Origin of the sequence: Nonomuraea sp. NPDC050786, assembly GCF_040654115.1 — a bacterium.
In the GTDB taxonomy this organism is placed as follows: domain Bacteria; phylum Actinomycetota; class Actinomycetes; order Streptosporangiales; family Streptosporangiaceae; genus Nonomuraea.
Genome location: NZ_JBFAHJ010000012.1, coordinates 44,790 through 64,758 on the forward strand (window position 1 = coordinate 44,790; position 19,969 = coordinate 64,758).

The 19,969-nt window shown below is 70.6% G+C and carries 20 protein-coding genes; 10 read left to right on the forward strand and 10 right to left on the reverse strand.

Translation table 11 applies throughout. The annotated features are described in order from the left end of the window. Positions 1-110 precede the first annotated feature (110 nt). The 3 genes from AB0H84_RS22645 to AB0H84_RS22655 all read left to right on the forward strand — a co-directional run bounded on the left by AB0H84_RS22645 (position 111) and on the right by AB0H84_RS22655 (position 3,357). Positions 111-1,634 carry a CDP-alcohol phosphatidyltransferase family protein gene (locus AB0H84_RS22645; RefSeq protein WP_357607292.1) on the forward strand — a complete coding sequence of 508 codons (1,524 nt, stop codon included), beginning with the start codon at positions 111-113 and terminating at the stop codon, positions 1,632-1,634. Next, entirely contained in the window at positions 1,631-2,350 is a 720-nt protein-coding gene (locus AB0H84_RS22650) for a DUF5941 domain-containing protein (protein WP_357607295.1), read from the forward strand. The genes AB0H84_RS22645 and AB0H84_RS22650 overlap by 4 nt, the downstream gene beginning before the upstream one ends. Positions 2,351-2,412: 62 nt before the next feature. Continuing rightward, positions 2,413-3,357, forward strand: coding sequence for a 2-oxoglutarate and iron-dependent oxygenase domain-containing protein (locus AB0H84_RS22655; protein WP_357607298.1), 945 nt, complete (start codon positions 2,413-2,415; stop codon positions 3,355-3,357). A gap of 27 nt (positions 3,358-3,384) precedes the next feature. On the opposite strand, the gene AB0H84_RS22660 is transcribed toward AB0H84_RS22655, so the two are convergent. Beyond that, positions 3,385-5,730 carry a GH1 family beta-glucosidase gene (locus AB0H84_RS22660; protein ID WP_357607301.1) on the reverse strand — a complete coding sequence of 782 codons (2,346 nt, stop codon included), beginning with the start codon at positions 5,728-5,730 and terminating at the stop codon, positions 3,385-3,387. A 92-nt stretch (positions 5,731-5,822) separates the two neighbouring features. On the opposite strand from AB0H84_RS22660, the gene AB0H84_RS22665 reads away from it, so the two are divergent. From AB0H84_RS22665 to rocD, 3 genes are all read left to right on the forward strand, one after another. Beyond that, complete coding sequence (locus AB0H84_RS22665) at positions 5,823-6,308, forward strand: Lrp/AsnC family transcriptional regulator (protein ID WP_357607303.1); 486 nt, start codon at positions 5,823-5,825, stop codon at positions 6,306-6,308. 124 nt (positions 6,309-6,432) lie between these two features. Further along, the gene (gene ddaH / locus AB0H84_RS22670; protein WP_357607306.1) at positions 6,433-7,230 is read left to right on the forward strand and encodes a dimethylargininase; all 798 of its coding nucleotides are present in this window, start codon (positions 6,433-6,435) and stop codon (positions 7,228-7,230) included. Positions 7,231-7,232: 2 nt separating this feature from the next. Continuing rightward, positions 7,233-8,447 (forward strand): ornithine--oxo-acid transaminase, encoded by a 1,215-nt coding sequence (gene rocD / locus AB0H84_RS22675; protein ID WP_357607309.1) that lies wholly within the window; start codon positions 7,233-7,235, stop codon positions 8,445-8,447. 43 nt (positions 8,448-8,490) lie between these two features. On the opposite strand, the gene AB0H84_RS22680 is transcribed toward rocD, so the two are convergent. The 4 genes from AB0H84_RS22680 to AB0H84_RS22695 all read right to left on the reverse strand — a co-directional run bounded on the left by AB0H84_RS22680 (position 8,491) and on the right by AB0H84_RS22695 (position 12,448). Then, entirely contained in the window at positions 8,491-9,726 is a 1,236-nt protein-coding gene (locus AB0H84_RS22680; protein ID WP_357607312.1) for a CU044_5270 family protein, read from the reverse strand. Next, complete coding sequence (locus AB0H84_RS22685; RefSeq protein ID WP_357607314.1) at positions 9,719-10,312, reverse strand: RNA polymerase sigma factor; 594 nt, start codon at positions 10,310-10,312, stop codon at positions 9,719-9,721. The genes AB0H84_RS22680 and AB0H84_RS22685 overlap by 8 nt, the downstream gene beginning before the upstream one ends. A 65-nt stretch (positions 10,313-10,377) precedes the next feature. Then, entirely contained in the window at positions 10,378-11,094 is a 717-nt protein-coding gene (locus AB0H84_RS22690) for a class I SAM-dependent methyltransferase (RefSeq protein ID WP_357607317.1), read from the reverse strand. A 4-nt stretch (positions 11,095-11,098) separates the two neighbouring features. Next, entirely contained in the window at positions 11,099-12,448 is a 1,350-nt protein-coding gene (locus tag AB0H84_RS22695) for an alkaline phosphatase D family protein (protein ID WP_357607320.1), read from the reverse strand. A 106-nt stretch (positions 12,449-12,554) separates the two neighbouring features. Here AB0H84_RS22695 and AB0H84_RS22700 point away from each other — a divergent pair, with 106 nt between their 5' ends. Together AB0H84_RS22700 and AB0H84_RS22705 are read left to right on the forward strand one after the other, a co-directional pair. Next, a complete protein-coding gene (locus AB0H84_RS22700) occupies positions 12,555-12,758 on the forward strand; it encodes a hypothetical protein (protein WP_357607323.1) in 204 nt (67 codons plus the stop codon). Positions 12,759-12,868: 110 nt separating this feature from the next. Beyond that, positions 12,869-14,098 (forward strand): Glu/Leu/Phe/Val dehydrogenase, encoded by a 1,230-nt coding sequence (locus tag AB0H84_RS22705; RefSeq protein ID WP_357607325.1) that lies wholly within the window; start codon positions 12,869-12,871, stop codon positions 14,096-14,098. 257 nt (positions 14,099-14,355) lie between these two features. On the opposite strand, the gene AB0H84_RS22710 is transcribed toward AB0H84_RS22705, so the two are convergent. Continuing rightward, positions 14,356-14,718 carry a hypothetical protein gene (locus AB0H84_RS22710; protein ID WP_357607328.1) on the reverse strand — a complete coding sequence of 121 codons (363 nt, stop codon included), beginning with the start codon at positions 14,716-14,718 and terminating at the stop codon, positions 14,356-14,358. A gap of 268 nt (positions 14,719-14,986) precedes the next feature. Between AB0H84_RS22710 and AB0H84_RS22715 the strand changes: the two genes are divergently transcribed. Beyond that, on the forward strand, positions 14,987-15,808 hold the full coding sequence (locus AB0H84_RS22715; RefSeq protein ID WP_357607331.1) for a trypsin-like serine protease: 822 nt from the start codon (positions 14,987-14,989) through the stop codon (positions 15,806-15,808). Here the strand turns inward: AB0H84_RS22715 and AB0H84_RS22720 are convergent. The 3 genes from AB0H84_RS22720 to AB0H84_RS22730 are packed head-to-tail and all read right to left on the reverse strand — an operon-like array spanning position 15,792 to position 17,937. Beyond that, positions 15,792-16,679, reverse strand: coding sequence for a Gfo/Idh/MocA family oxidoreductase (locus AB0H84_RS22720; RefSeq protein ID WP_357607334.1), 888 nt, complete (start codon positions 16,677-16,679; stop codon positions 15,792-15,794). The two genes, AB0H84_RS22715 and AB0H84_RS22720, sit on opposite strands and share 17 nt — an antisense overlap. Further along, positions 16,676-17,587, reverse strand: a complete 912-nt coding sequence (locus tag AB0H84_RS22725; protein WP_357607337.1) for an NAD-dependent epimerase/dehydratase family protein — start codon at positions 17,585-17,587, stop codon at positions 16,676-16,678. Before AB0H84_RS22725 ends, AB0H84_RS22720 begins: the two co-directional genes overlap by 4 nt. A 2-nt stretch (positions 17,588-17,589) precedes the next feature. After that, a complete protein-coding gene (locus AB0H84_RS22730) occupies positions 17,590-17,937 on the reverse strand; it encodes a YrdB family protein (RefSeq protein ID WP_357607340.1) in 348 nt (115 codons plus the stop codon). A 114-nt stretch (positions 17,938-18,051) separates the two neighbouring features. Here AB0H84_RS22730 and AB0H84_RS22735 point away from each other — a divergent pair, with 114 nt between their 5' ends. Further along, positions 18,052-18,744, forward strand: coding sequence for a TetR/AcrR family transcriptional regulator (locus tag AB0H84_RS22735; RefSeq protein WP_357607343.1), 693 nt, complete (start codon positions 18,052-18,054; stop codon positions 18,742-18,744). A 90-nt stretch (positions 18,745-18,834) separates the two neighbouring features. On the opposite strand, the gene AB0H84_RS22740 is transcribed toward AB0H84_RS22735, so the two are convergent. Then, a complete protein-coding gene (locus AB0H84_RS22740) occupies positions 18,835-19,905 on the reverse strand; it encodes a LacI family DNA-binding transcriptional regulator (protein ID WP_357607346.1) in 1,071 nt (356 codons plus the stop codon). Positions 19,906-19,969 lie beyond the last annotated feature (64 nt).

Below are 19,969 nucleotides of genomic sequence, written 5' to 3' on the forward strand. Positions count from 1 at the left end.
GTTACGGGCATGCTCTGATGACGCGACTTTACGTCACCATCATTAGACTTTGACGCCTGTCCCCGCATTACCCGTTGTTCAACCCCCCGATACCGCCTCGAAAGGGAGTCATGACCCGCGTGGTCCTGCTGGGCGCCTCGCCCGGCCCCGACACCTCTCCGACCGGCCTGAGGCTGGCCGCGCTACCCGGCAATCCCACCGTCGCCGAGCGACTACGCAGCCAGCTCACTTCCCTGGATCCACGGCTCGCCACGATCGACTCCGGCGACGTGGCCGCCGCCCTGCGCGCGCTGGCGGAGGTCGCTGAGTCCGCGACGGAGAACCTCTTCATCATCCCGGAGAACTCAGTCGTCCACGACGAGCTGATCTACCAGATCACCAAGGCCAAGCGCGGCGCGCTGGCGCTCGTAGCCAAGGAGCCGCGTCCGGAGGTGACAGAGGAGGAGCAGGAGGACAGCGGTCCCGAGGACAACGTCCCGATCGACGAGGCCGAGCCCGAGATCGGCCTCGGCCGCCTCGAAGGGCTGCCCGTGCGCTCGCGCGTCGGCAAGTCTCGCGTTGTGTCGGTGGGCACCGCGAGCCACGCCGTGACCAGGCCCAACGCGATCCTGCTCGGCCCGCTGCACGTGAGCGCGCGCAACGCGCCGATCCTGGCGGAGACCTGCCGCGAGCTGGCCGCGATGGCCTCCACGTTCGGCGAGGACGACGACCTGGTGCAGCTCATCGTCTTCGGCCTGGTGCGCAACGGCGTGTCGGTCGGCGTCAGGGGCCGGCGCGACCTGTTCTACCGCCGGGTCACCACCCAGGAGGAGGTCAACGAGGCCGGCGCCGAGATGTCCGGCATGGACGAGGACCGGGCCAGGCTCAACAACGCGGTCAAGGGCGCCGACGGCTTCTTCACCACGTACTTCGTCTCCACCTACTCCCGCTTCATCGCCCGCTGGGCGGCCAGGCGCGGCCTGACGCCCAACCAGGTGACGCTGATCTCCATCACGCTCGGCGTGGCCGCCGCCGCCTGCTTCGCCACCGGCGACCGGCCGTGGATGGTGCTGGGCGGGGTGCTGATCTACTTCGCGTTCGTCTTCGACTGCGTGGACGGCCAGGTCGCCCGGTACGCGCGCAAGTTCGGCGTGCTGGGGGCATGGCTGGACGCCACGTTCGACCGGTTCAAGGAGTACGTCGTCTTCGCCGGACTGGCCATCGGCTGGGTGGTCTCGGGCAACGGCGACGACATCTGGATCCTGGCGCTGGCCGCGCTCGGCCTGCAGTCCGTACGCCACCTGCTCGACTTCTCCTTCGGCGTCGCCAACCGCCGCAAACCGCCCGCCAAGCTGCCCACGCTGGCGCTTGACGCCCCCGACGACCGCGACCTGCGCCAGGCGCTCACGCGCCGCAAGGTCGAGCGGAGCCAGGGTCTGCGCGGCCTGCTCAAGATGTGGACCAAGGCCGGCAAGTTCCGGGCCGTCCACTGGGCACGCAAGATGATCGTGTTCCCCATCGGCGAGCGGTTCGCGGCCATCGCGATCACCGCCGCCCTCTTCGACGCCCGGATCACCTTCCTCACCTTGGTGATCTGGGGCTCCGTCGCCGCCGCCTACACTCTCACCGGACGCCTCATGAGGTCGCTCGTATGATCACCCAACCGCAGGCCATGGCCACCCCCACGCCGGACCCCGACGAGGAGCGCCGCCGCATCCAGACCGCCCGCCTGCTCGCCTACCGCGACGACGGCCCGCTGGCCCACATGCTCGCCGGCAAGCTCGGCCGGGGCCTGCCGCCCGTGCCCGCAACGCTCGTCGCCCTCCTGGCCGTCGCCGTCTTCGTGGTCGCCGGCGTGCTCAAGCCCGGGCCCGTCCTGCTTCTCCCGGTCGCGACCACGCTGCTGCTCGTGCTGCCGACCGCGCCGCGTGACCACTTGGGCCGCTTCGACTGGCTCACGCCGCCGCTGCTGCGCGGGGCCGAGTTCCTCACCATGATCGCGATCGGCCTCGCCGCCGACGCACCCAAGTGGCTCCTTTTCGTGCTGGTTTATGTCGTTGGTTACCACACGTATGACACCGTTTACCGGACGCGGCAGAGTATCTGGCCGCCCGCGTGGGTGTTCCACGCGGGGCTCGGCTGGGAGCTGCGGCTGCTGATCATCGGCGTGGGAGCGGCACTTGGCGTGCTGACGCCCGTGCTGGCGGTGCTGACGGCGTACCTTTTCGTGCTGTTCGCGGTGGAGAGCGTGACGAGCTGGGTGCGCCTCGACAAGGCCTCCGCCCAGGCGGGCGCCGACGCCGAGCAGGACCTGGAGGCCTCCCCCGAGGACCAGCTCGAGCAGGCCACCGGCGAGGCGGACAAGGGCTAGCCGCAGCTGCTGAACAACCGGCCCCGGGCTGTGCGCCCGGGGCTGTGCGTCACAATGACGGTGTGAGCGAACTGCCGGTGATCGATGTCGCGCCCCTGCTCGCCGATGCCTCTTCCCCCGCCGCACACGCCGTCGCCGAGGCCGTCGGGGCCGCGTGCCGGGACAGCGGTTTCTTCTACGTCTCCGGCCATGGCGTACGGCCAGAGCTCCTGGACCGGCTCGACGCCGCGAGCAGGCGCTTCTTCGCACTTCCCGAAGAGGTGAAGGCCGAGATCTCCATGGACAGGGGAGGCAGGGCCTGGCGGGGCTTCTTCCCGGTCGGCGGCGAGCTGACCTCGGGCCGCCCCGACCTGAAGGAAGGCATCTACTTCGGCGCGGAGGAGCCGCCAGGCCCGCTCCCGCTGCACGGCCCCAACCTGTTTCCCGCCCAGGTCCCCGAGCTGCGCGAGGCCGTACTCGAGTATCTCGACACGATGACCGCGCTGGCCCAGGCCGTCATGTCGGGCATCGCGCTGAGCCTGGGCCTGGACGAGGGGTACTTCCGCAGCGGCTACACCGCCGACCCCACCGTGCTTTTCCGGATATTTCATTATCCGCCCGCCCCGCCGGACGACCCCGACACGTGGGGCGTCGGTGAGCACACCGACTACGGCCTGCTCACCCTCCTCCTCCAGGACGCCAACGGCGGCCTCCAGGTACGCACCCCGCGCGGCTGGGTCGAGGCCCCGCCGCTGGCGAACACGTTCGTCTGCAACATCGGCGACATGCTCGACAAGCTCACCGGCGGCCACTACCGCTCGACCCCGCACCGGGTACGCAACCGCAGCGGCAACGAGCGGCTCAGCTTCCCGTTCTTCTTCGACCCCGGCTGGGACAGCGAGGTGCCGCCGCTGCCGTACGCCCCCGGCCACAGGTGGGACGGCCAGGTCGACTTCACCGGCACCTACGGCGACTACCTGCTGTCCAAGGTCTCCAAAGTCTTCCCGCACCTCTTCGGCACCCTCTGAGGGCCTCTCAGCCGGTCGAGAACGTGCTCAGGTGGACTCCCTGACCACCAGCCGGGTCGGCAGCACGACCGACGTCGTGTGGCGGCCCTCCAGCCGGGACAGCAGCAGCCGCGCCAGGGCCAGCGCCTGGTCCGCCAGCGGGACCCGCACGGTGGTCAGTCCCGGCGTGGTGGCCGAGGCGGCGTCGATGTCGTCGAAGCCCACGATCGCCAGGTCCTCGGGCACCCGCCGCCCCGCCTCCCGCGCGGCCTGCAGCGCGCCGATGGCGAGCTGGTCGGTGGCGGCGAAGATCGCGTCCAGGCCCGGGTCGTCGCCGAGCAGCTGCCGGCCGGCCGCCGCGCCGGAGGCCCGGGTGAGGTCCGCGAGGGCCAGCAGCGGCTGCAGGCCCGCACGGTGCAGCGCCGCGCGGTGCCCGGCCAGGCGGTCCTGTACGGACACCAGGTCCATGGGACCGCAGATCATGCCGATGCGGCGCCGCCCCCGCGCGAGGAGGTGCTGGGTGGCGGTCTCGGCGCCGCCGGCGTTGTCCACGTCCACGTACGGCACCAGCGAGGTGACGGCCGGCTTGCCCAGCAGCACGATCGGCACGCCGGTGCGCGAGAGCCGCTCGGCGAGCGTGTCGGACCGGTCGGGCGGCAGCAGCACGACCCCGTCCACCAGCCGGGCCTCCGCCTGCTGGACGATGCGCCGGTGGCTCTCGGCCGTGTCGGCGAGCATGAGCGTGATCTGCTTGCCCGCGCCCTCCAGCATGCTGGTGACGTACTGGACCACGGCGGCCGTGAGCGAGTCCCCCTGCCTGGGGACGGACAGGACCAGGGCGATCGCGTTGGTGCGCCGGGTGACCAGGCTGCGGGCGGCGGCGTTGGGCACGTAGCCGAGCTCCTTGACGGCCCGCATCACCGCCGTGCGGACGTCCGCGCTCACCGCCGCCTCGCCGTTGACGACGCGCGAGACCGTGGCCCTGGAGACGCCGGCGCGGGCGGCGACGGTTTCGAGCGTGGGCCGCTTGGGACGGGTCTCGGCGAGGCCGTTGCGGCGGATGACGTCGCGGTACCACAGCGCGCTGTCCTTCAGCCGTCTGCGCTGGGTGGCGAAATCGACGTGCACGAGGCCGAACTTCCGCTGGTAGCCGTCGGACCATTCGAGGTTGTCGAGCAGGGTCCACACGAGATATCCGCGGACCCGGGCGCCGTCCGCGACGGCGGACGAAAGGGCGCGCAGATGTTCTTCTATGAAACTGATGCGGTCGACGTCGTGAATGCCGTCGGCGGTCACCGTGTCGACGAAGTCGGCACCGTTCTCGGTGACCATCAGATCGAGTCCGGGATATTCCCGGGAAAGGCGGCCCAGCAGCAGCGAAAGGCAGTTGGGCACGATCGGCCAGCCCATCGCGGTGACCGCCGTGGGCACCGTGCAGAACAGCACGCCCGCGCTTCCTGGAAAGGCCGGGTCGGCGGTCTCGCTGGGCTGCGCCTGCACCACCAGCGGGGTGTAGTAATTGACCCCGAGCAGGTCCACGGGCTGGGCGATGGTGTCGAGGTCGCCGTCGTGGATGTGCTCCAGACCGCCGTGCCGCTCGATGATGGGCAGTAACTCGGCGGGGTACGAGCCGCGCAGCATCGGCTCCAGGAACTGCCGGTTGGCCAGCGCGTCGATCCTGGCCACGGCCTCGGCGTCCTCCTCCGACAGCTCCCTGCCGAGCTCGCTCACCTGGGCGGGCGTCATGACGGGCGAGATGTTGAGCACCGGACCGACCCTCGTGGCCCCGGCCGAGCGCAGGGCCTGCGTGGCCAGGCCGTGCGCGAGCAGCATGTGGTGGGCGCTCCTGAACGCGTCCGCGGCCGATTTCCGGCCCGGCGCGTGCACGCCGGAGCCGTATCCCAGGAAGGCCGCCACCCAGGGCTCGTTCAGCGTGAACCAGGTGTCGACCCGGTCCCCGAGCCGGTCGTGAACCGCCGCGGCGTAATCGGCGAAACGGCGGGCGGTGTCACGGACCGGCCAGCCGCCGATCATTTCGAGCGCCTGCGGCAGGTCCCAGTGATAAAGGGTCGCATAAGGCGCGATGCCGGCCGCGAGCAGTTCGTCGACCAATCGGTCGTAAAAGTCGAGCCCGGCCTCGTTCACCTTTCCCGAGCCCTCGGGGAAAATCCGCGGCCAGCTCACCGAGAACCGGTAGGCGGCCATTCCGAGGTCTTTCATCAACCGCACGTCCTCGGAATGGCGGTGGTAATGGTCGCACGCCTCGGCGCGGTCGGCGGAGAAGACGTCCCATACGGACGGCCCGCGGCCGTCGGCGGACGTGGCCCCCTCGATCTGAAAGGCGGACGTCGAAACTCCCCACACGAAACCCTCGGGGAAGCTGGTGGTGCTCATTCTGGCGGATACCTTCCGATGACTGTCAGCACGCCCAGTTTCCCGCGTGCCGCTCGTCGCGCGCCAGCCTGGCCAGGCGGTATACAAGGCGCGTGGAACTGGACCGGCTCGATCGTGACATCATCGCGGCACTCGTGGACGACGCGCGCGCGACCTACGCCGACATCGGCCATCACGTCGGGCTGAGCGCGTCGGCCGTGAAGCGGCGGGTCGACCGGCTGCGCGAGACGGGGGCGATCACCGGGTTCAGCGCGAGGGTGGCGCCGCAGGCGCTCGGCTGGACCACCGAGGCGTACGTCGAGCTGTTCTGCCAGGGCAAGACCAAGCCCTCGGACATCGCGCTGGCCGTCGCCAAGTTCCCCGAGGTGGTGGCGGCGGCCACGATCACCGGCGAGGCGGACGCGCTGCTGCACATCCGGGCCACGGACGTGCGCCACGTGGAGCGGGTGATCGAGCGCATCGCGGCGGAGGCGTTCGTGGTGCGGACCAAGAGCTCCATCGTGCTGTCGCGGCTGGTGGACACCCCTCCGGGCGCCGCAGTGCCGGAGCCGCGCAACGGATCGCGTCCCGCGCACTGACACACGCAACAGACCCGCGCCAACACGCAATGCCAAACACTTGGCCTGCATAAACACGCATTCTTAGGCTGTCTCCGTCCCCTCCTATCTGGACATCCATCCATAAACCTCGACGGAGAGCTGCATGCCCAAACACTTCCTGATGTGCCGTCCGGAGTACTTCACGGTCGAGTACGCGATCAACCCGTGGATGCATCCCGAGGCCGGCGCGGACCGCGACGTGGCGGTCCGGCAGTGGGAGGGTCTGAAGGCGGCGTACGAGGAGCTCGGGCACAAGGTGAGCCTGATCGACCCGATCGAGGGCCTGCCCGACATGGTCTTCGCGGCCAACGGCGCGCTGGTCGTGGACGGCCGCGTCTACGGCGCCCGCTTCGCCCACCCCGAGCGCGGCCCCGAGGGCCCCGCCTACCTGCGGTGGTTCACCGAGCGCGGCTACCCGGCGCACGAGCCCGGCCACGTCAACGAGGGCGAGGGCGACTTCCTCACGCTCGACGAGGTCATCCTGGCCGGAACGGGCTTCCGCACCGACGTGGTCGCCCACCAGGAGGCGCAGGAGTACCTGGGCCGCCCGGTGATCACCCTGAAGCTGGTGGACCCGCGCTTCTACCACCTCGACACGGCGCTGTTCCCGCTTGACGGCCGCAACGTCGCGTACTACCCGGAGGCCTTCTCCGAGGGCAGCAGGAAGGTGCTGCGCGGGCTGTTCCCCGATGCGGTGCTCGCGACCGCCGAGGACGCCGAGGTGCTCGGCCTGAACGCGGTCAGCGACGGCCGGAACGTGATCATCAACGCCGAGGCGTCGAACCTCCAACTGGAGCTCAAGCGGCGCGGTTACGAGGTCATCCCGGTCGACCTGTCGGAGCTGCGCAAGGCGGGCGGGGGGCCCAAGTGCTGCACACTGGAGATCAGGGGGGAGAACTGACCATGACCACCAGCGCAGAGCTCATCGAGATGAGCGAGCGCCGCAGCGCGCACAACTACCATCCACTGCCCGTCGTGATCCGTGAGGCGCACGGCGCCTGGGTCACCGACGTCGAGGGCAAGCGGTATCTGGACTGCCTGTCCGGCTACTCCTCGCTCAACTTCGGCCACGGCCATCCGAAGATCATCGAGGCCGCCCAGGAGCAGCTCAAGAACCTGACCCTGACCAGCCGCGCCTTCTACCACGACCAGTTCGCGCAGTTCTGCGCCGGGCTCGGCGACCTCACGGGCAAGGACCTGATCCTGCCCATGAACACCGGGGCCGAGGCCGTCGAGACCGCCATCAAGGTGGCCCGCAAATGGGGCTACGAGGTCAAGGGCGTGGAGCCCGACCAGGCGAACATCATCGTGATGGAGGGCAACTTCCACGGCCGCACCACCACGATCGTGAGCTTCTCCACGGACCCGGAGGCACACGACAACTTCGGCCCGTACACGCCGGGCTTCCGGCTCGTGCCGTACGGCTCCGCCGAGGCCATCAGGCGGGCCGCCGACGCGAACACGGTCGCGGTCCTGGTCGAGCCGATCCAGGGCGAGGCCGGGGTGCTGGTGCCGCCTGACGGGTACCTGGGCGAGATCCGGGAGTTCTGCTCCGCCCAGGGCATCCTGATGATCGCCGACGAGGTGCAGTCGGGGCTGGGGCGGACCGGGCAGACGTTCGCCTGCGACTACGAGGGTGTCGTGCCCGACATCTACGTCCTGGGCAAGGCGCTGGGCGGCGGCGTCGTACCGGTCTCGGCCATCGCCGCCAACCGCGACGTGCTCGGGGTCATCCACCCCGGCCAGCACGGGTCCACGTTCGGCGGCAACCCGCTGGCCTGCGCGGTCGGCATCGCGGTCATCGAGTTGCTCAACACCGGCGAGTTCCAGGCCAGGGCCGCCAAGCTGGGCGAGGTGCTGCACACCCGGCTGCGCGAGCTGATCGGCAAGGGGGTGGTCGAGGTGCGCGGACGCGGGCTGTGGGCGGGCGTGGACATCGACCCCGAGCTGGCCACGGGGCGGGAGGTGTCCAAGGCGCTGATGGCGAGAAGCGTCCTGGCCAAGGACACGCACGGCTCCACCATCCGGCTCGCCCCGCCGATCGTCGTCTCCGAGGACGACCTCGTCTGGGCCGTGAACCAGCTCTCCGACGCTCTTTACGAGTTCAGCCAGTCCTGAGGAAGGGCCCGGCCGTACGCGGCCGGGCCCTTTTCCGCGAGTGTCACTTCGTCGGCGGCGGCGCGGTCACTGTCACCGTGACCGCCGGCTCCGGTTCCTGCACGGCTCCGGTTTCGGGATCCAGCGTGACCGTCATGGTCGGCAGAGGCTCCAGCGTCTGCGTCACGGCGTCCTCGCTCGGCGCCGGCGCCGGTGTGACGGTGCCCGACGGGCTCGGGGTGGCCTCGAGAGTGGCGCTGACGCAGGAGGTGTCCCCGCCCCGTACCTTCGCCTGCGGCAGCTCGTCCACCACCGAGACCTTCAGCTGGGACGTCAGCGCCAGCACGCTGTCCTTGGGGGCCTGAGCGCGCTTCTCGTCCACGACCGTGCTCCGCTCCCCCATGAACAGGTGCGTGATCGGGTCGAAGATGACCTGCCTGAGGATGCCCTGCGGGTCCACCTGCCCGAGCGCCACCCCCTTGCGGCCCGCCGCGTCCGCCACGCCCTCGGCCACCTGGATGCCGGGAATCGTCCTGGCCGCCTCGAAGAGCGCGTCACGCTGCGCCTTCGGCATGTACGTCTCCCTGACCAGGTCCCTCACGTGGTCGAACGCGGCCCGGTCGCCGTCCACGCCCTTGCCGTCGCTCACGTACAACTTGCTCATCTCGTAGAGACTCGCCCGCATCTCGGCGGCATCCGTCGGCAGGGTGCTCAGGTAGGCGTAATCGGTCCGGCGATTGCCCTGCGCCCCTTCGCAGACCGGCAGCGCGTACCACTCGGAGCCCTTCCAGTCCTTGGCCTCCTTCGGCAGCGCCCTGCCCGGCCACGGCTGGGGCTCGCGGCCCTCGATCAGCAGCAGGCCGTCCGCCGTCCCGTCCACCGACTGCCAGATCTTCCGGTGCGTCCGGTAGAGGTAACGCGCGTCCACGCCCTTCTTTCCGATCAAGAACGAGCCGTACATCGTGTCGGACTCGATCTCGATGTACTGGCCGGGCCGGGGGCTCAACTCGTCGGACGACGCCACGTCGACCGACTGGGTCACCGAGGCGGCGGGGTTCGTGCCGCCCCGCCCCTGGTTCGACAGGGCCACTGCCACGCCGCCGACCAGGACGACCGTGGCCCCGAACGCGGCCGCGGCCTGCCACCCGAACCTGGGCAGGCGAAAGCGGCCCCCGCCACGCGCCTCCGCCAGCAGCCGCTGCCGCGCCCTGGCCCTCGCCTCCGCCCCGAACGGCGGCACGGCCGGCCTGCCGTCGGCGAACATGCGGATCTCGTCCTCGTCCCTGCTCTGCTCATCCACGCTGGGGCTCCTCTGTCGCGTAGGGATCGATGCCGCCGAGCGCCCTGCGCACCTTCGCGCGGAGCCGGTGGAGCCTGGACCTGACGGTGCCGACAGGCACGCCCAACGCGAGCGCGGCGTCCTCGTACGTCAGGTCTCCCCAGGCCACGAGCAGCAGCAGGTCGCGCTCGCCCGCGCTGAGCCGGGTCAGCGCCCTGGCCAGCCTCGGCTGGAGCTGCTCGGCGGTCACCCGGTCGGCGCTGCGCTCGTCGAACGTGCCGGGGCGCTCCACGCTCACCTTGGCCATGGCCGTGGTGCGCCGCCGCTCCGCCCTGCGGTGCTGGGCGACGACCTTGGTCGCGATGCCGTACAGCCAGGGCCTGGCGTCCGGCCAGGAGCGGTCGTAACGCGCCCGCCCCCGGAACGCGACCAGGAACACCTCCCCCGTCACGTCGTCGGCCAGCTCCGCTCCGAGACGCCGGGCCGCATACCTGTGGATCTCGTCGGCATGCCGGTCGAACAGCGCCGCGAAGCTCTCCGGGTCGTCGAGCGAATGCCCGATCAGGGTCGAGTCATCCAGCGTCTCAGGCGCATCCTGAACACCCACCACTCTGCCGGTCCTCTCTCATGCGGTCACCCTGTTGTTGGCCGCATGCCGGAGCCCGGTTCCCACTATTTCGCCCGCTGCCACGCCTCCATGCCCTCGGGCGCCGCGTCCGCGACGAACCCGGCCGCCTCCAGCTCCGCCACCAGCCGTTCCCTGGCGGGCCAGTGGTTGGTGACGACCATCTCGTCCTCGCTGATGGTCACGCCGCGCTGCCGGATCCGGTAGACGAAGCGCGAGGTGACGCTCTCGCCCGCGACCTCCAGCACCTGCCCCGCGATCTCGTACGCGTGCCTGCCCACCTGGTACGAGTCCATGACCTCCAGGCCCCCCGGCTCGGGCAGGGCCCGCTCGCGCCAGTTGAACACCAGCCGCCCGCCCGGCTCCAGCTGCCTGGCCAGCACCCGCCACAGCTCGGCCCGCTGTTCGGCCGGGAAGCTCTGCAGCACCGAGATCATCACGACCGCCTCGACCGGCTCGTCCACCTCCACGTCCAGGGCGCCGTACGGGAGGACGGTCACGCGGCGCAGCAGGCCGGGATCCGACGACAGGCGGGAGAGGAGGACCGAGCGCATGCCCAGCGACGGCTCGACGGCGTAGATCTCGGCCGGCGTCTCCCTGGCGATCAGCTCGGTGATCAGCCCGGTACCCGCGCCGATCTCGATCACGCTGCGCCGCACCCCCTTCAGCAGCGGGGGAAGCAGCTCACCCACCACGGGAACGTGCCCGTCGCCGTGCCAAAGGTCGTAGAACGGCACGGCGACGGCATATCTGTCGTCAAGCATCCGATCAGCGTAGACGGACGGAGTCGATCGGAGCCACGGAGTCGCCGTCGGACTCGTACCAGGCCACCTCGTCGGGGAAGGTCAGCGTGGCCAGCGCGTTCTGGAACCAGGGCCCCTTGGTGACCCGCCACCGGAACGGCGGCCGCGGGATGCCCGCCGACCGCGCCAGCAGGCCGCCCACCAGCGTCGCGATCCTGAACTGGGTGAACACGTTGGCCCAGCGCAGCAGGCGGCTGAGCGGGTTGCGGATCGGCGAGCAGACGATCTGGTAGATCGGCCCGGCGCTCGCCTTGGCCAGATAGGAGTAGTGGACGTCGCCCGACAGGATCAGCACCGGCTTGCCGAGCCTCACCAGGAGCCTGGCCAGGTCGTCGAACGAGCGCCGGAAGGCCGCCCAGTGCTCCAGGTCGAGGGCCTGCCGGAAACTCTCCGACCACCGCCGCACGAGCTCTCCCCACCTGCCGTCGCACAGGGCCTCGTTCCAGTTCTGCACCAGGTGCACGCCCTCGGGGAGCATGAACGGGATGGACGAGCCGATGACCAGCCGCTCGGCGGGAGCGGCGACCTGCTCCTCGAGCCAGGCCCACTCCTCCGCGTCGAGCATCCGGCGGTCGCCGGGCGTCAGCTGCCTGGCGCACCTGGTGTCGACCATGATCAGGCGGGCGCTCCCAAGGTCGCGGGCGTAGCTCCAGCGGTTGCTGGTCGGCTCGGCGTCCGCCTTCTCGGCGAACGCGTCGAGGGCCGCGCCGCCGTCGCCGCCCTCCATCAGCTCGCGCAGCAGCGGATCCTCCGCGCGCTCGGCCGGTGAGAGGTTGCCGAGGTGCTGGTAGACCCAGTACGCCCCGAGCGCCGAGACCACCCGGCGGTGCCACCACTGCGTCGCGGCCATCTGCTCGCGCCAGGGCTGCGAAGTGTTCCAGTCGTCGCGTACGTCGTGGTCGTCGAAGATCATCGCGCTCGGCACGGTCGACAGCAGCCAGCGGATCTCCGGGTCCGTCCAGGCCAGGCGGTAGAGCTCGGCGTACTCCTCGAAGTCGGCGATCTCGTCCTGCGGCTCCGTGCTCCTGCGGGTCCTGATGTAGTCGAGCATCTCGGGCGAGGGGCTGTCGGCGTAGACCTGGTCGCCGATGAGCAGCAGCAGGTCGGGCCACTCCTCGTCGGCCGCCGTCGCGAGGTGGCCGCCGTACGCACGCAGCACGTCGGCGCCGTGCGTCAGGACGTGCGCCGCGTCGTGCGCCACGCTGGCGCGGCACGAGCCGAACGCCAGCCTGCGCGCGCCGTCGGCGGGCAGCAGCCGGATCCGGCTCGGCGGGCGACCCGCCAGGGGCCATACCTCCTCCCCGTCGAGTCTCACGGAATAGGAACCGATATCCTGAGTGAGCTCAACGAGATCCACGATCGCATAGTGGTGACCGTGCACGGTGAAGGTAGGCGACCGGTAAGACCTACCGTCCGCTTCGATGGTGACCGTGCAGGGATCGGCGGTCTCCACCCAGATCGAGGCGCTGACGGAGTCCACGTACCGCAGCATCGGCCCCATCACGAGTGCGGGCATCTCACCCCCCGAGATTTTGACGATTCGGCACGTTTACGGGACGCAAGCCTGCCAGAGTGGCACGGTCCACAGCACCTCGATCGGCGGCCGGGATTTCACCGACGACTAGGCACGGCCAAACACCCCACCCTAGGATGATCGAGACAATAGCGCCCACAGGGGGAAGGCAATGGCGCTTTCCCTGCAAATAGGGCGCACTTCACAGGAGGACTCGCTTCCATGAGCATCATGGTGCCGTCAAAGACGCCGGCCCTGATCACCCCGGGCCGCCAGGCCCTCGACTCCGCTCTCCACCAGCTCGCCCGCGCCGTCGAGCACCTCGGGCTCGACGACGAGACCCACACGATGCTGGCCACGCCCCGCCGCTCCATGGCCGTCGCGGTCCCGGTGCGGCGCGAGGACGGCCGTGTGCAGGTGGTCCAGGGGTTCCGCGTCCAGCACAACGTCTCACGCGGCCCCGCCAAGGGCGGCCTCCGGTTTCATCCCGGCACCGATCTCCACGAGGTCACCGCGCTCGCGATGTGGATGACGTGGAAGTGCGCGCTGGCCGGCATCCCGTACGGCGGCGCCATGGGCGGCGTGGCCGCCGACCCGGCCGCGCTCACCGCCCGTGAGCTGGAGCGGCTCACCCGCCGCTACGCCGCCGAGATCCTGCCGCTGGCAGGCCCGGAGAAGGAGGTCCCCGTCCCGGACGCCGGGACCGACGAGCGGACCATGGCCTGGATCCGCGACACCTACCGGCTCGACTCCGGCTACTGGGCGCCGGGCGCGAGCATCATGACGCTCGACGACGCGACCGCGCGGGGCGCGCGGATCGCCGCGCTGTCCGCGCTCGGCGGCTCCCCCATAGGGCTGACCGTGGCCGTGCAGGGCTTCGGCAAGGTGGGCGCACGGGTCGCCCACTACCTCGCCGAGGCGGGCGCCAAGGTGGTGGCCGTCTCCGACGCCTCCGGCGCGGTGTACGCGGGCGGCGGCCTCGACCTCGACGGCCTGCGCGCGTGGAGCGCCGAGTCCGGGGGCGTGTCCGGCTACCGCGACGCCGACGCCCTGCACCGCGACGACCTGCTGGAGCTGGACGTGGACGTCCTCGTCCTGGCGGCGCTGGAAGGCGCGGTCACCGAGGTCAACGCGCCCCGGGTGCGCGCCCGCCTGATCGTGGAGGCCGCCAACGGCCCCACGACTCCGGAGGCCGACGAGATCCTGGCCGCGAACGGCGCCACGGTCGTGCCCGACATCCTCGCGGGTGCGGGCGGGGTGATTGTGTCCCACCTGGAGTGGGTGCGGAACGCCCAGGCCGGCTCGTGGAGCAACGCCGAGTTCGACGCCCGGCTCCACGACCGCATGCACGACGCGTTCATCGAGGTGAGGTCGCTCGCCACCGCGCGCGGCCTGACCCTCCGGGAGGCGGCGCACGCCGTCGCCGTCGAGCGCGTCGCCTGCGACCGCTAGCCCCGCGCGAGACGGCGCACGCCGTCGCCGTCGAGCGCGTCGCCTGCGACCGCTAGCCCCGCGCGAGACGGCGCACGCCGTCGCCGTGGAGCGCATCGCCTGCGACCGCTAGCTCCGCGCGAGGCGGCGCACGTTGCCGTGCGCCGCCTCGCCCCCGACCCTGCGCCGGCGGGGTTCTTCATCCGCCACGACATCTGCCGGCTCCAGCGAGCCCGTGGCGCTCGTCGGCGTCCGCCGGACGCCGCATCGTGGTGACCCTAGTCGGCGCAGATGGCGAAGACGCTGATGCCGACGTCGCTGTAACCGTCCTGGCGGCCGAGGGCGATCCAGCCGCGCCCGTCATCCGTCGGGAAGGATCCGACGAGGATCGCCCGGTTGCCGCGCGCCTCCGCGCCGCCGCCGAGGACGTGCTTGGAGCCGGGGCACATCAGGGTGCGGCGCTGGAAGTTCGGTACGTTGGCGTTCGGGAGAGTGACGAGCTGGTAGCCCGGCGGGACTGCCTTGGCCTGGACGGAGTGCACGGTCTCGGTGTTGGCGGCGGCGACGGCCGTGCCCAGACCGGCCGTGGCGGCCAGGACGGCGCCGGTGACGGCGAGGACGGTGAGCCTCTTCGACTGCATGCTTCTCCTCGTGACGGCCTCCTGGCGTCCTTCCGGGGGAAGGGCTCAGGAGAGCAAAGGACTGCCTACGGAGAGCATTCAATCTTTTACATTGAGTGTCAATGCACAGAGTGATTTCCTGACCACTCTGTGCATTCATGCCTGCACGTTCCCTCGACGGCGACCGCCCGGCGATCTCACCGTCGCGCCGGTTTTCCCGTGCACAAGTTAGGGTAAAGCTTAATGTCGCAGGTCAGAGCACTGATCATCTTCGCTCTAAGGTGGGAGGGTGCTCAGGTTGGTGCTGTCTCTGGTCCTGCTCGACCCCACCGCCGTCGCCGAGGTGTCGCAACGCAACGTCCCCGTTCCCCGGATCCTGACCCCCGACGGCGACCGTCTCGGCTACGCGCCGGTCCCCCGCCCCTACGCGGGGGCGCGCCGGCTCACCGGGATGCTGCTCGGCCACGACCCCGTGACGCGGACGAACGTGCTCTGCGGGGGCGCGGTGATCAACTCGCGCAGCCGCAGCCTGGTGCTGACCGCGGCGCACTGCCTGTACCAGCACGGGCGGGCGATCAAGCAGCTGGCCTTCCTGCCGGGCTACGACCAGGAGCCGCGCATGGGGATCTGGCCGGCCGTGCGCACGTGGGTGCCGGCCAAGTGGCGCAACCAGCCGTACTCGCCGGACCTGCTCCCGTACGACATCGGCCTGGTCGGCGTCGTGCGCCGCAAGCGCCCGCTGGAGGACGTCACCGGGCGGGGGCTGCCGCGTCTGACCACCGGCAGGGGCACGGAGCTGCGCGGGCTCGAGCTGCTCGGCTACCCCGGCGGCAAGGACTATCCGGGCACGCAGATGTACCGGTGCGTGGCCGACACGGTCGAGGCGCTCTCCGAGGAGCCCGGGCTGATGGTCACGCGCAACTGCCACGCCGCCGCCGGGGGCAGCGGCGGGCCCGCGCTGTACGGGGGCGCGGTGGCCGGCGTCGTGTCGTCGTCCAGCCCGCTGCGGGACCAGAAGGGGTACACCGTGCTCACCAGGCTGAGCGCGCCCGTCTTCGAGCGGATGTTCGCCAAGGCCGACAAGTCGATGCAGCTCACGCCGTCCGGCTGACGATCTCCTCGCACAGCGCGTGCGTGGCCAGGGCGTCGTCGGCGGCGATCCGGCGGCCGTCGCGTACGGCGGCGAGGAACTCCAAGCAGACCTGCTCGATGCCGCGCTGCCTGGCCACCGGCGTCCAGTCGGGGCGACGGGCGAGCGTCTCGCCACCCCGGTAGTCGACGACGTCGCCGAGGTTGATCACGCGGCGCTTGGCGCCGTCGCCCATGGCCTCGCAGGACTCCTCGCTCGCGCCGCTGACCCGGTTCATGACGCCGATGGCGGTGAAGCCGGCGCCCGACAGCTCCAGGACGACGTGCTCGAGCAGGCCGTCCTTGACACGGGTGCGGATCGTGGTGCCGGCGATGGGGCCTGGGGCGAGGAATCTGAGGGTGTCCACCACGTGAATGAAGTCATCAAATATCGCCCGACGGGGCACGTCAGGGTGATTGTCGCGGTTCTTCGCCATCAGGAGGAGGTGGCGAGGATGGGCGGCAAGTCCGACATATCCGGGCGCGTACCGCCGGTTGAAGCCGACCATCAGTGACCTCCCCTCGGCCTCGGCCAGCCGTACCAGCCGCTCCGACTCCTCGAGCGTGTAGGCGATCGGCTTGTCGACGTAGACGTGGACCCCGGCCCGGAGCAGCGGCTCGACGATCTGGGGGTGCGCGTCGGTGGCCGCGTGCACGAACGCCGCCTCGACCCCCGACTTGATCACCTCGTCCACGCTCGTGGAGCGCCGGGCGACGCGGTAGGTGTCGCCGAGGCGGTCCAGCCGAGCCTGGTTGCGCGTGCAGAGGTGCAGGTCGAGGCCGGGCTGGGCGGCCAGTACGGGGAGGTACGCCTTCTCCGCGATGTCACCCAGGCCGATGATGGCTGTCTTCACGCCTCGAGCGTAGCCTTGAGCGCCTCGTCGATCGGGGTAGGCGCGACGCCGAACGCGCGCTGGAACGCCGAGGAGTCGAGCACGTACGGCGCAGTGAACTGGTAGCGGACGTGCTTGAGCTCACCGAGCATGGGCGAGAAGAGCCCGGCCAAGCTGATCAGCGGCCACGGCAACTGCGCCATCCTGGGCGCGGGCAGGCCGAGCAGCGCGGCCATCCGCTCACCGAGCTCCCGGAAGCTCAGCGGGTCCTCGGTCGGCACGTGCCAGGGCCGGCCCCAGGCCCGCTCGTCGCGGCCGGCCACGATCAGCGCGTCGGCCACATCGGGCAGGTACGTCCAGCTGTGCGGCATGTCGGGGGGATAGGGCACCTGGATGGTCCTGCCCGCCCTGAGCGGCACGAGGAACCGGTCGCCCAGGTAGGACTGGTCGCTGGTGCCCGGACCGAAGTAGTCGGAGCCGCGCACCTCGGTCGTCCTGATCCGGCCCGCCTCGTGCGCGGCCAGCGCGTCCCGCCACATCTTCGCCCGCACCTGCGCCTTGGGGTTGGTGGAGGCGAGCGGCAGGTCCTCGGTCATGGGGCCGGTGACGGGCCCGTACGGGTAGAGGTTGCCGAGCATCACGTACACGGCGCCGCTCGCCTCGGCGGCGGCCAGGAACGACTCGGCCATCGGCGGCCAGTCGGTGAGCCAGCGATGGTAGCGCGGGTTGACGCAGTTGTAGAGGACGTCGGCCCCCTTGGCGATCTCGGTCAGCCTGGCCTTGTCGGCGACGTCGGCGGCCACCTTGACCGTCCCTTCGGGGCCGCTGCCCGAGCGCGTCACGACGGTGACATCGTGTCCCTGCGCGACCAGCTTGCTCGCCAGGTGCGTGCCGACCTGCCCGGAGCCCACCACGACGTGCTTACTCATGATCAAACCTGCTTCCAGATGATGCGGAGAACCGCGTTGATGACGAAAAGGGCGAAGAAGACGGCGGCCGGGGTGACCAGGCCGGAGGCGTAGAGCGCGGCGGCGCCGCCACCGAACCAGAGGATCTCCAGCGCGGCGCGGGCCAGGCCGGTGAGGGGGAACGTGGCGTTCGCGCCACCCCCTGCGCCGAACAGCGCCCACACGGTGATGAACAGCGCCGGCCCGCCCAGCCCGGCCAGCAGCTTGACAACCCACATGCTGCTCACGGTGAAGCCCCAGTAGCCCACCGAGGCCAGCACACCCAGCTCCAGGAAGAACATCAGGGCGGCGTTGGCGTTCTTGGCGAGCATCTTGATCCTCCACAGTGTGTCGCTCGGTTGCGAGAGCAATGCTCTCTCAAGAGAGCGCCGGTCGTCAAGAGCAGTGCTCTCGTTTTTTGGCACCGCTCTGATAGCCTGACGTACATGACAGCCAGCCGTACTGCCAGAGAACGTGTCAGGGCCGAGCTCACCAGGGAAATCACCGACATCGCGCGCCGCCAGCTGGCCACCGAGGGCGCAGGCGGCCTGTCGCTGCGGGCCGTCGCGCGCGAGATGGGCATGGTCTCCTCGGCCATCTACCGCTACTTCCCGAGCCGCGACGACCTGCTGACCGCGCTGATCATCGACGCCTACAACGCGCTTGGCGAGGCCGTGGAGCGGGCCGACGCCGTGTGCCCGCAGGACGACTTCCCGCGCCGGTGGATGTCGGCCTGCCACGCGGTACGCGACTGGGCGGTGGCGCACCCGCACGAATACGCGCTCCTCTACGGCTCTCCCGTGCCCGGCTACCAGGCGCCGCAGGACACGATCGAGGCCCGCATGCGCGACGTGGCCGTGATGGGCCGCCTTCTCTCCGACGCCTGGCGGGCCGGCGCGATCCGGCCGCCCGCCGACGAGCTGTCGCCGGAGCTGGAGTCGGAGGCGGCCGGGATCCGGGACCTCATGCCGGGCGTGCCCGACGACGTGCTCTGGCGCGGCGTCTCGGCGTGGACCGCGCTGTACGGGTGGGTCAACTTCGAGGTGTTCGGCCAGTTCAACAACACGATCGAGGACAGGCGCACGGTGTTCGAGCACATGATGCGGCTGGCGGCCGCGACGATCGGGATTGCTCGGTGAGACAAGCCCGGGTGTCGTCCACCGCCCGTGCCGCCCTGCCGGCCGAGTGGGACCGGTGCCGGTACACCGAAGACGCGGCCCCGGCAGCGTTCAGCCGGACAGCGGAGCAGGCGGTGGGGCGATGGACTCGCGCCTGCGCAGGGGCATGGGCACCCGGTGCACTTCGCCCGACCGATCAGCATCTGCGCGGTCGCCGCCGATCTCGTTGAACAGCACGTCGACGGCCTTGCGGCCGAGTTCGTAGTGCGGCAGGGCCACGGTCGTCAGCCTGGGCCGGATCCACGAGGCGATGGGGTGGTCGTCGAAGGAGACGACGGACACGTCGTCGGGAACGTTGAGTCCGGCATCGTCGAGTGCCTGGTAAGCGCCCATGGCGATCCGGTCGTTGAAGCAGATCAGCGCCCGCGGCCGCGCAGTCTCCAGGAGGTCCCGCGTGGCGGCGAGGCCGTATTCCGGTTGCCAGTCGGGGCAGGTGCGACCGCCCGCCACCTTGAGGCCTGCCTCGCCGAGCGCCTCTCGGATGCCGACGAGCCGTTCCACCGCCGCGACGCTCTCCCGGGGCACGTCGCGCACTCCAGGGCCGGCGCCGATCAGGTAGATGCCGTCGCGATGGCCGGCCTCGAGCAGGACGCGGGCCGCGCGGCGGCCGGCCTCCACCTCGTCGGGGAGGACTGCGGGCAGGGGAGTGGGCTGGTCGGGCAGCGCGTTGAGCAGAACGGCGGGGACTGCCGTCATGGACTTGGGCACCTTGATGGTCCTGGTGAACATCGAGGCCAGGATGAGCCCGTCCACCTGCCGGTCATGCATGGCCTGCAGCAGGAGTCGTTCGAGCTCGGCGTCTCCCTCCGTCTCGCCGATGAACAGCATGAAGCCACGCTCGCGAGCGGCCTCGAGCGCACCCTTGATCATGTCACCGGCCAGCCGGGAGGTGGCGACGGTGTCGGAGACGAACCCGATCGTCCGGGAGGTGCCCGTACGCAGGCCCACGGAGACGATGTTGGGCCGGTACTGCAACTCGTCGGCGGCGCGCAGGACACGCTGCTCGACGTCCTGAGAGATCCGCAGCTCACGCCCACGGCCCGACAGCACCAGTGAGGCGGTCGTGCGGGAGACGCCCGCAGCTTTGGCCACGTCGGCCAGCGTGACCCGTCGTGGGCTCACCCAGAACCTCCGATCGTCAAGAGTGTGTTACGGAGGGTTGACATCGTACGACGCGCACGGTGAG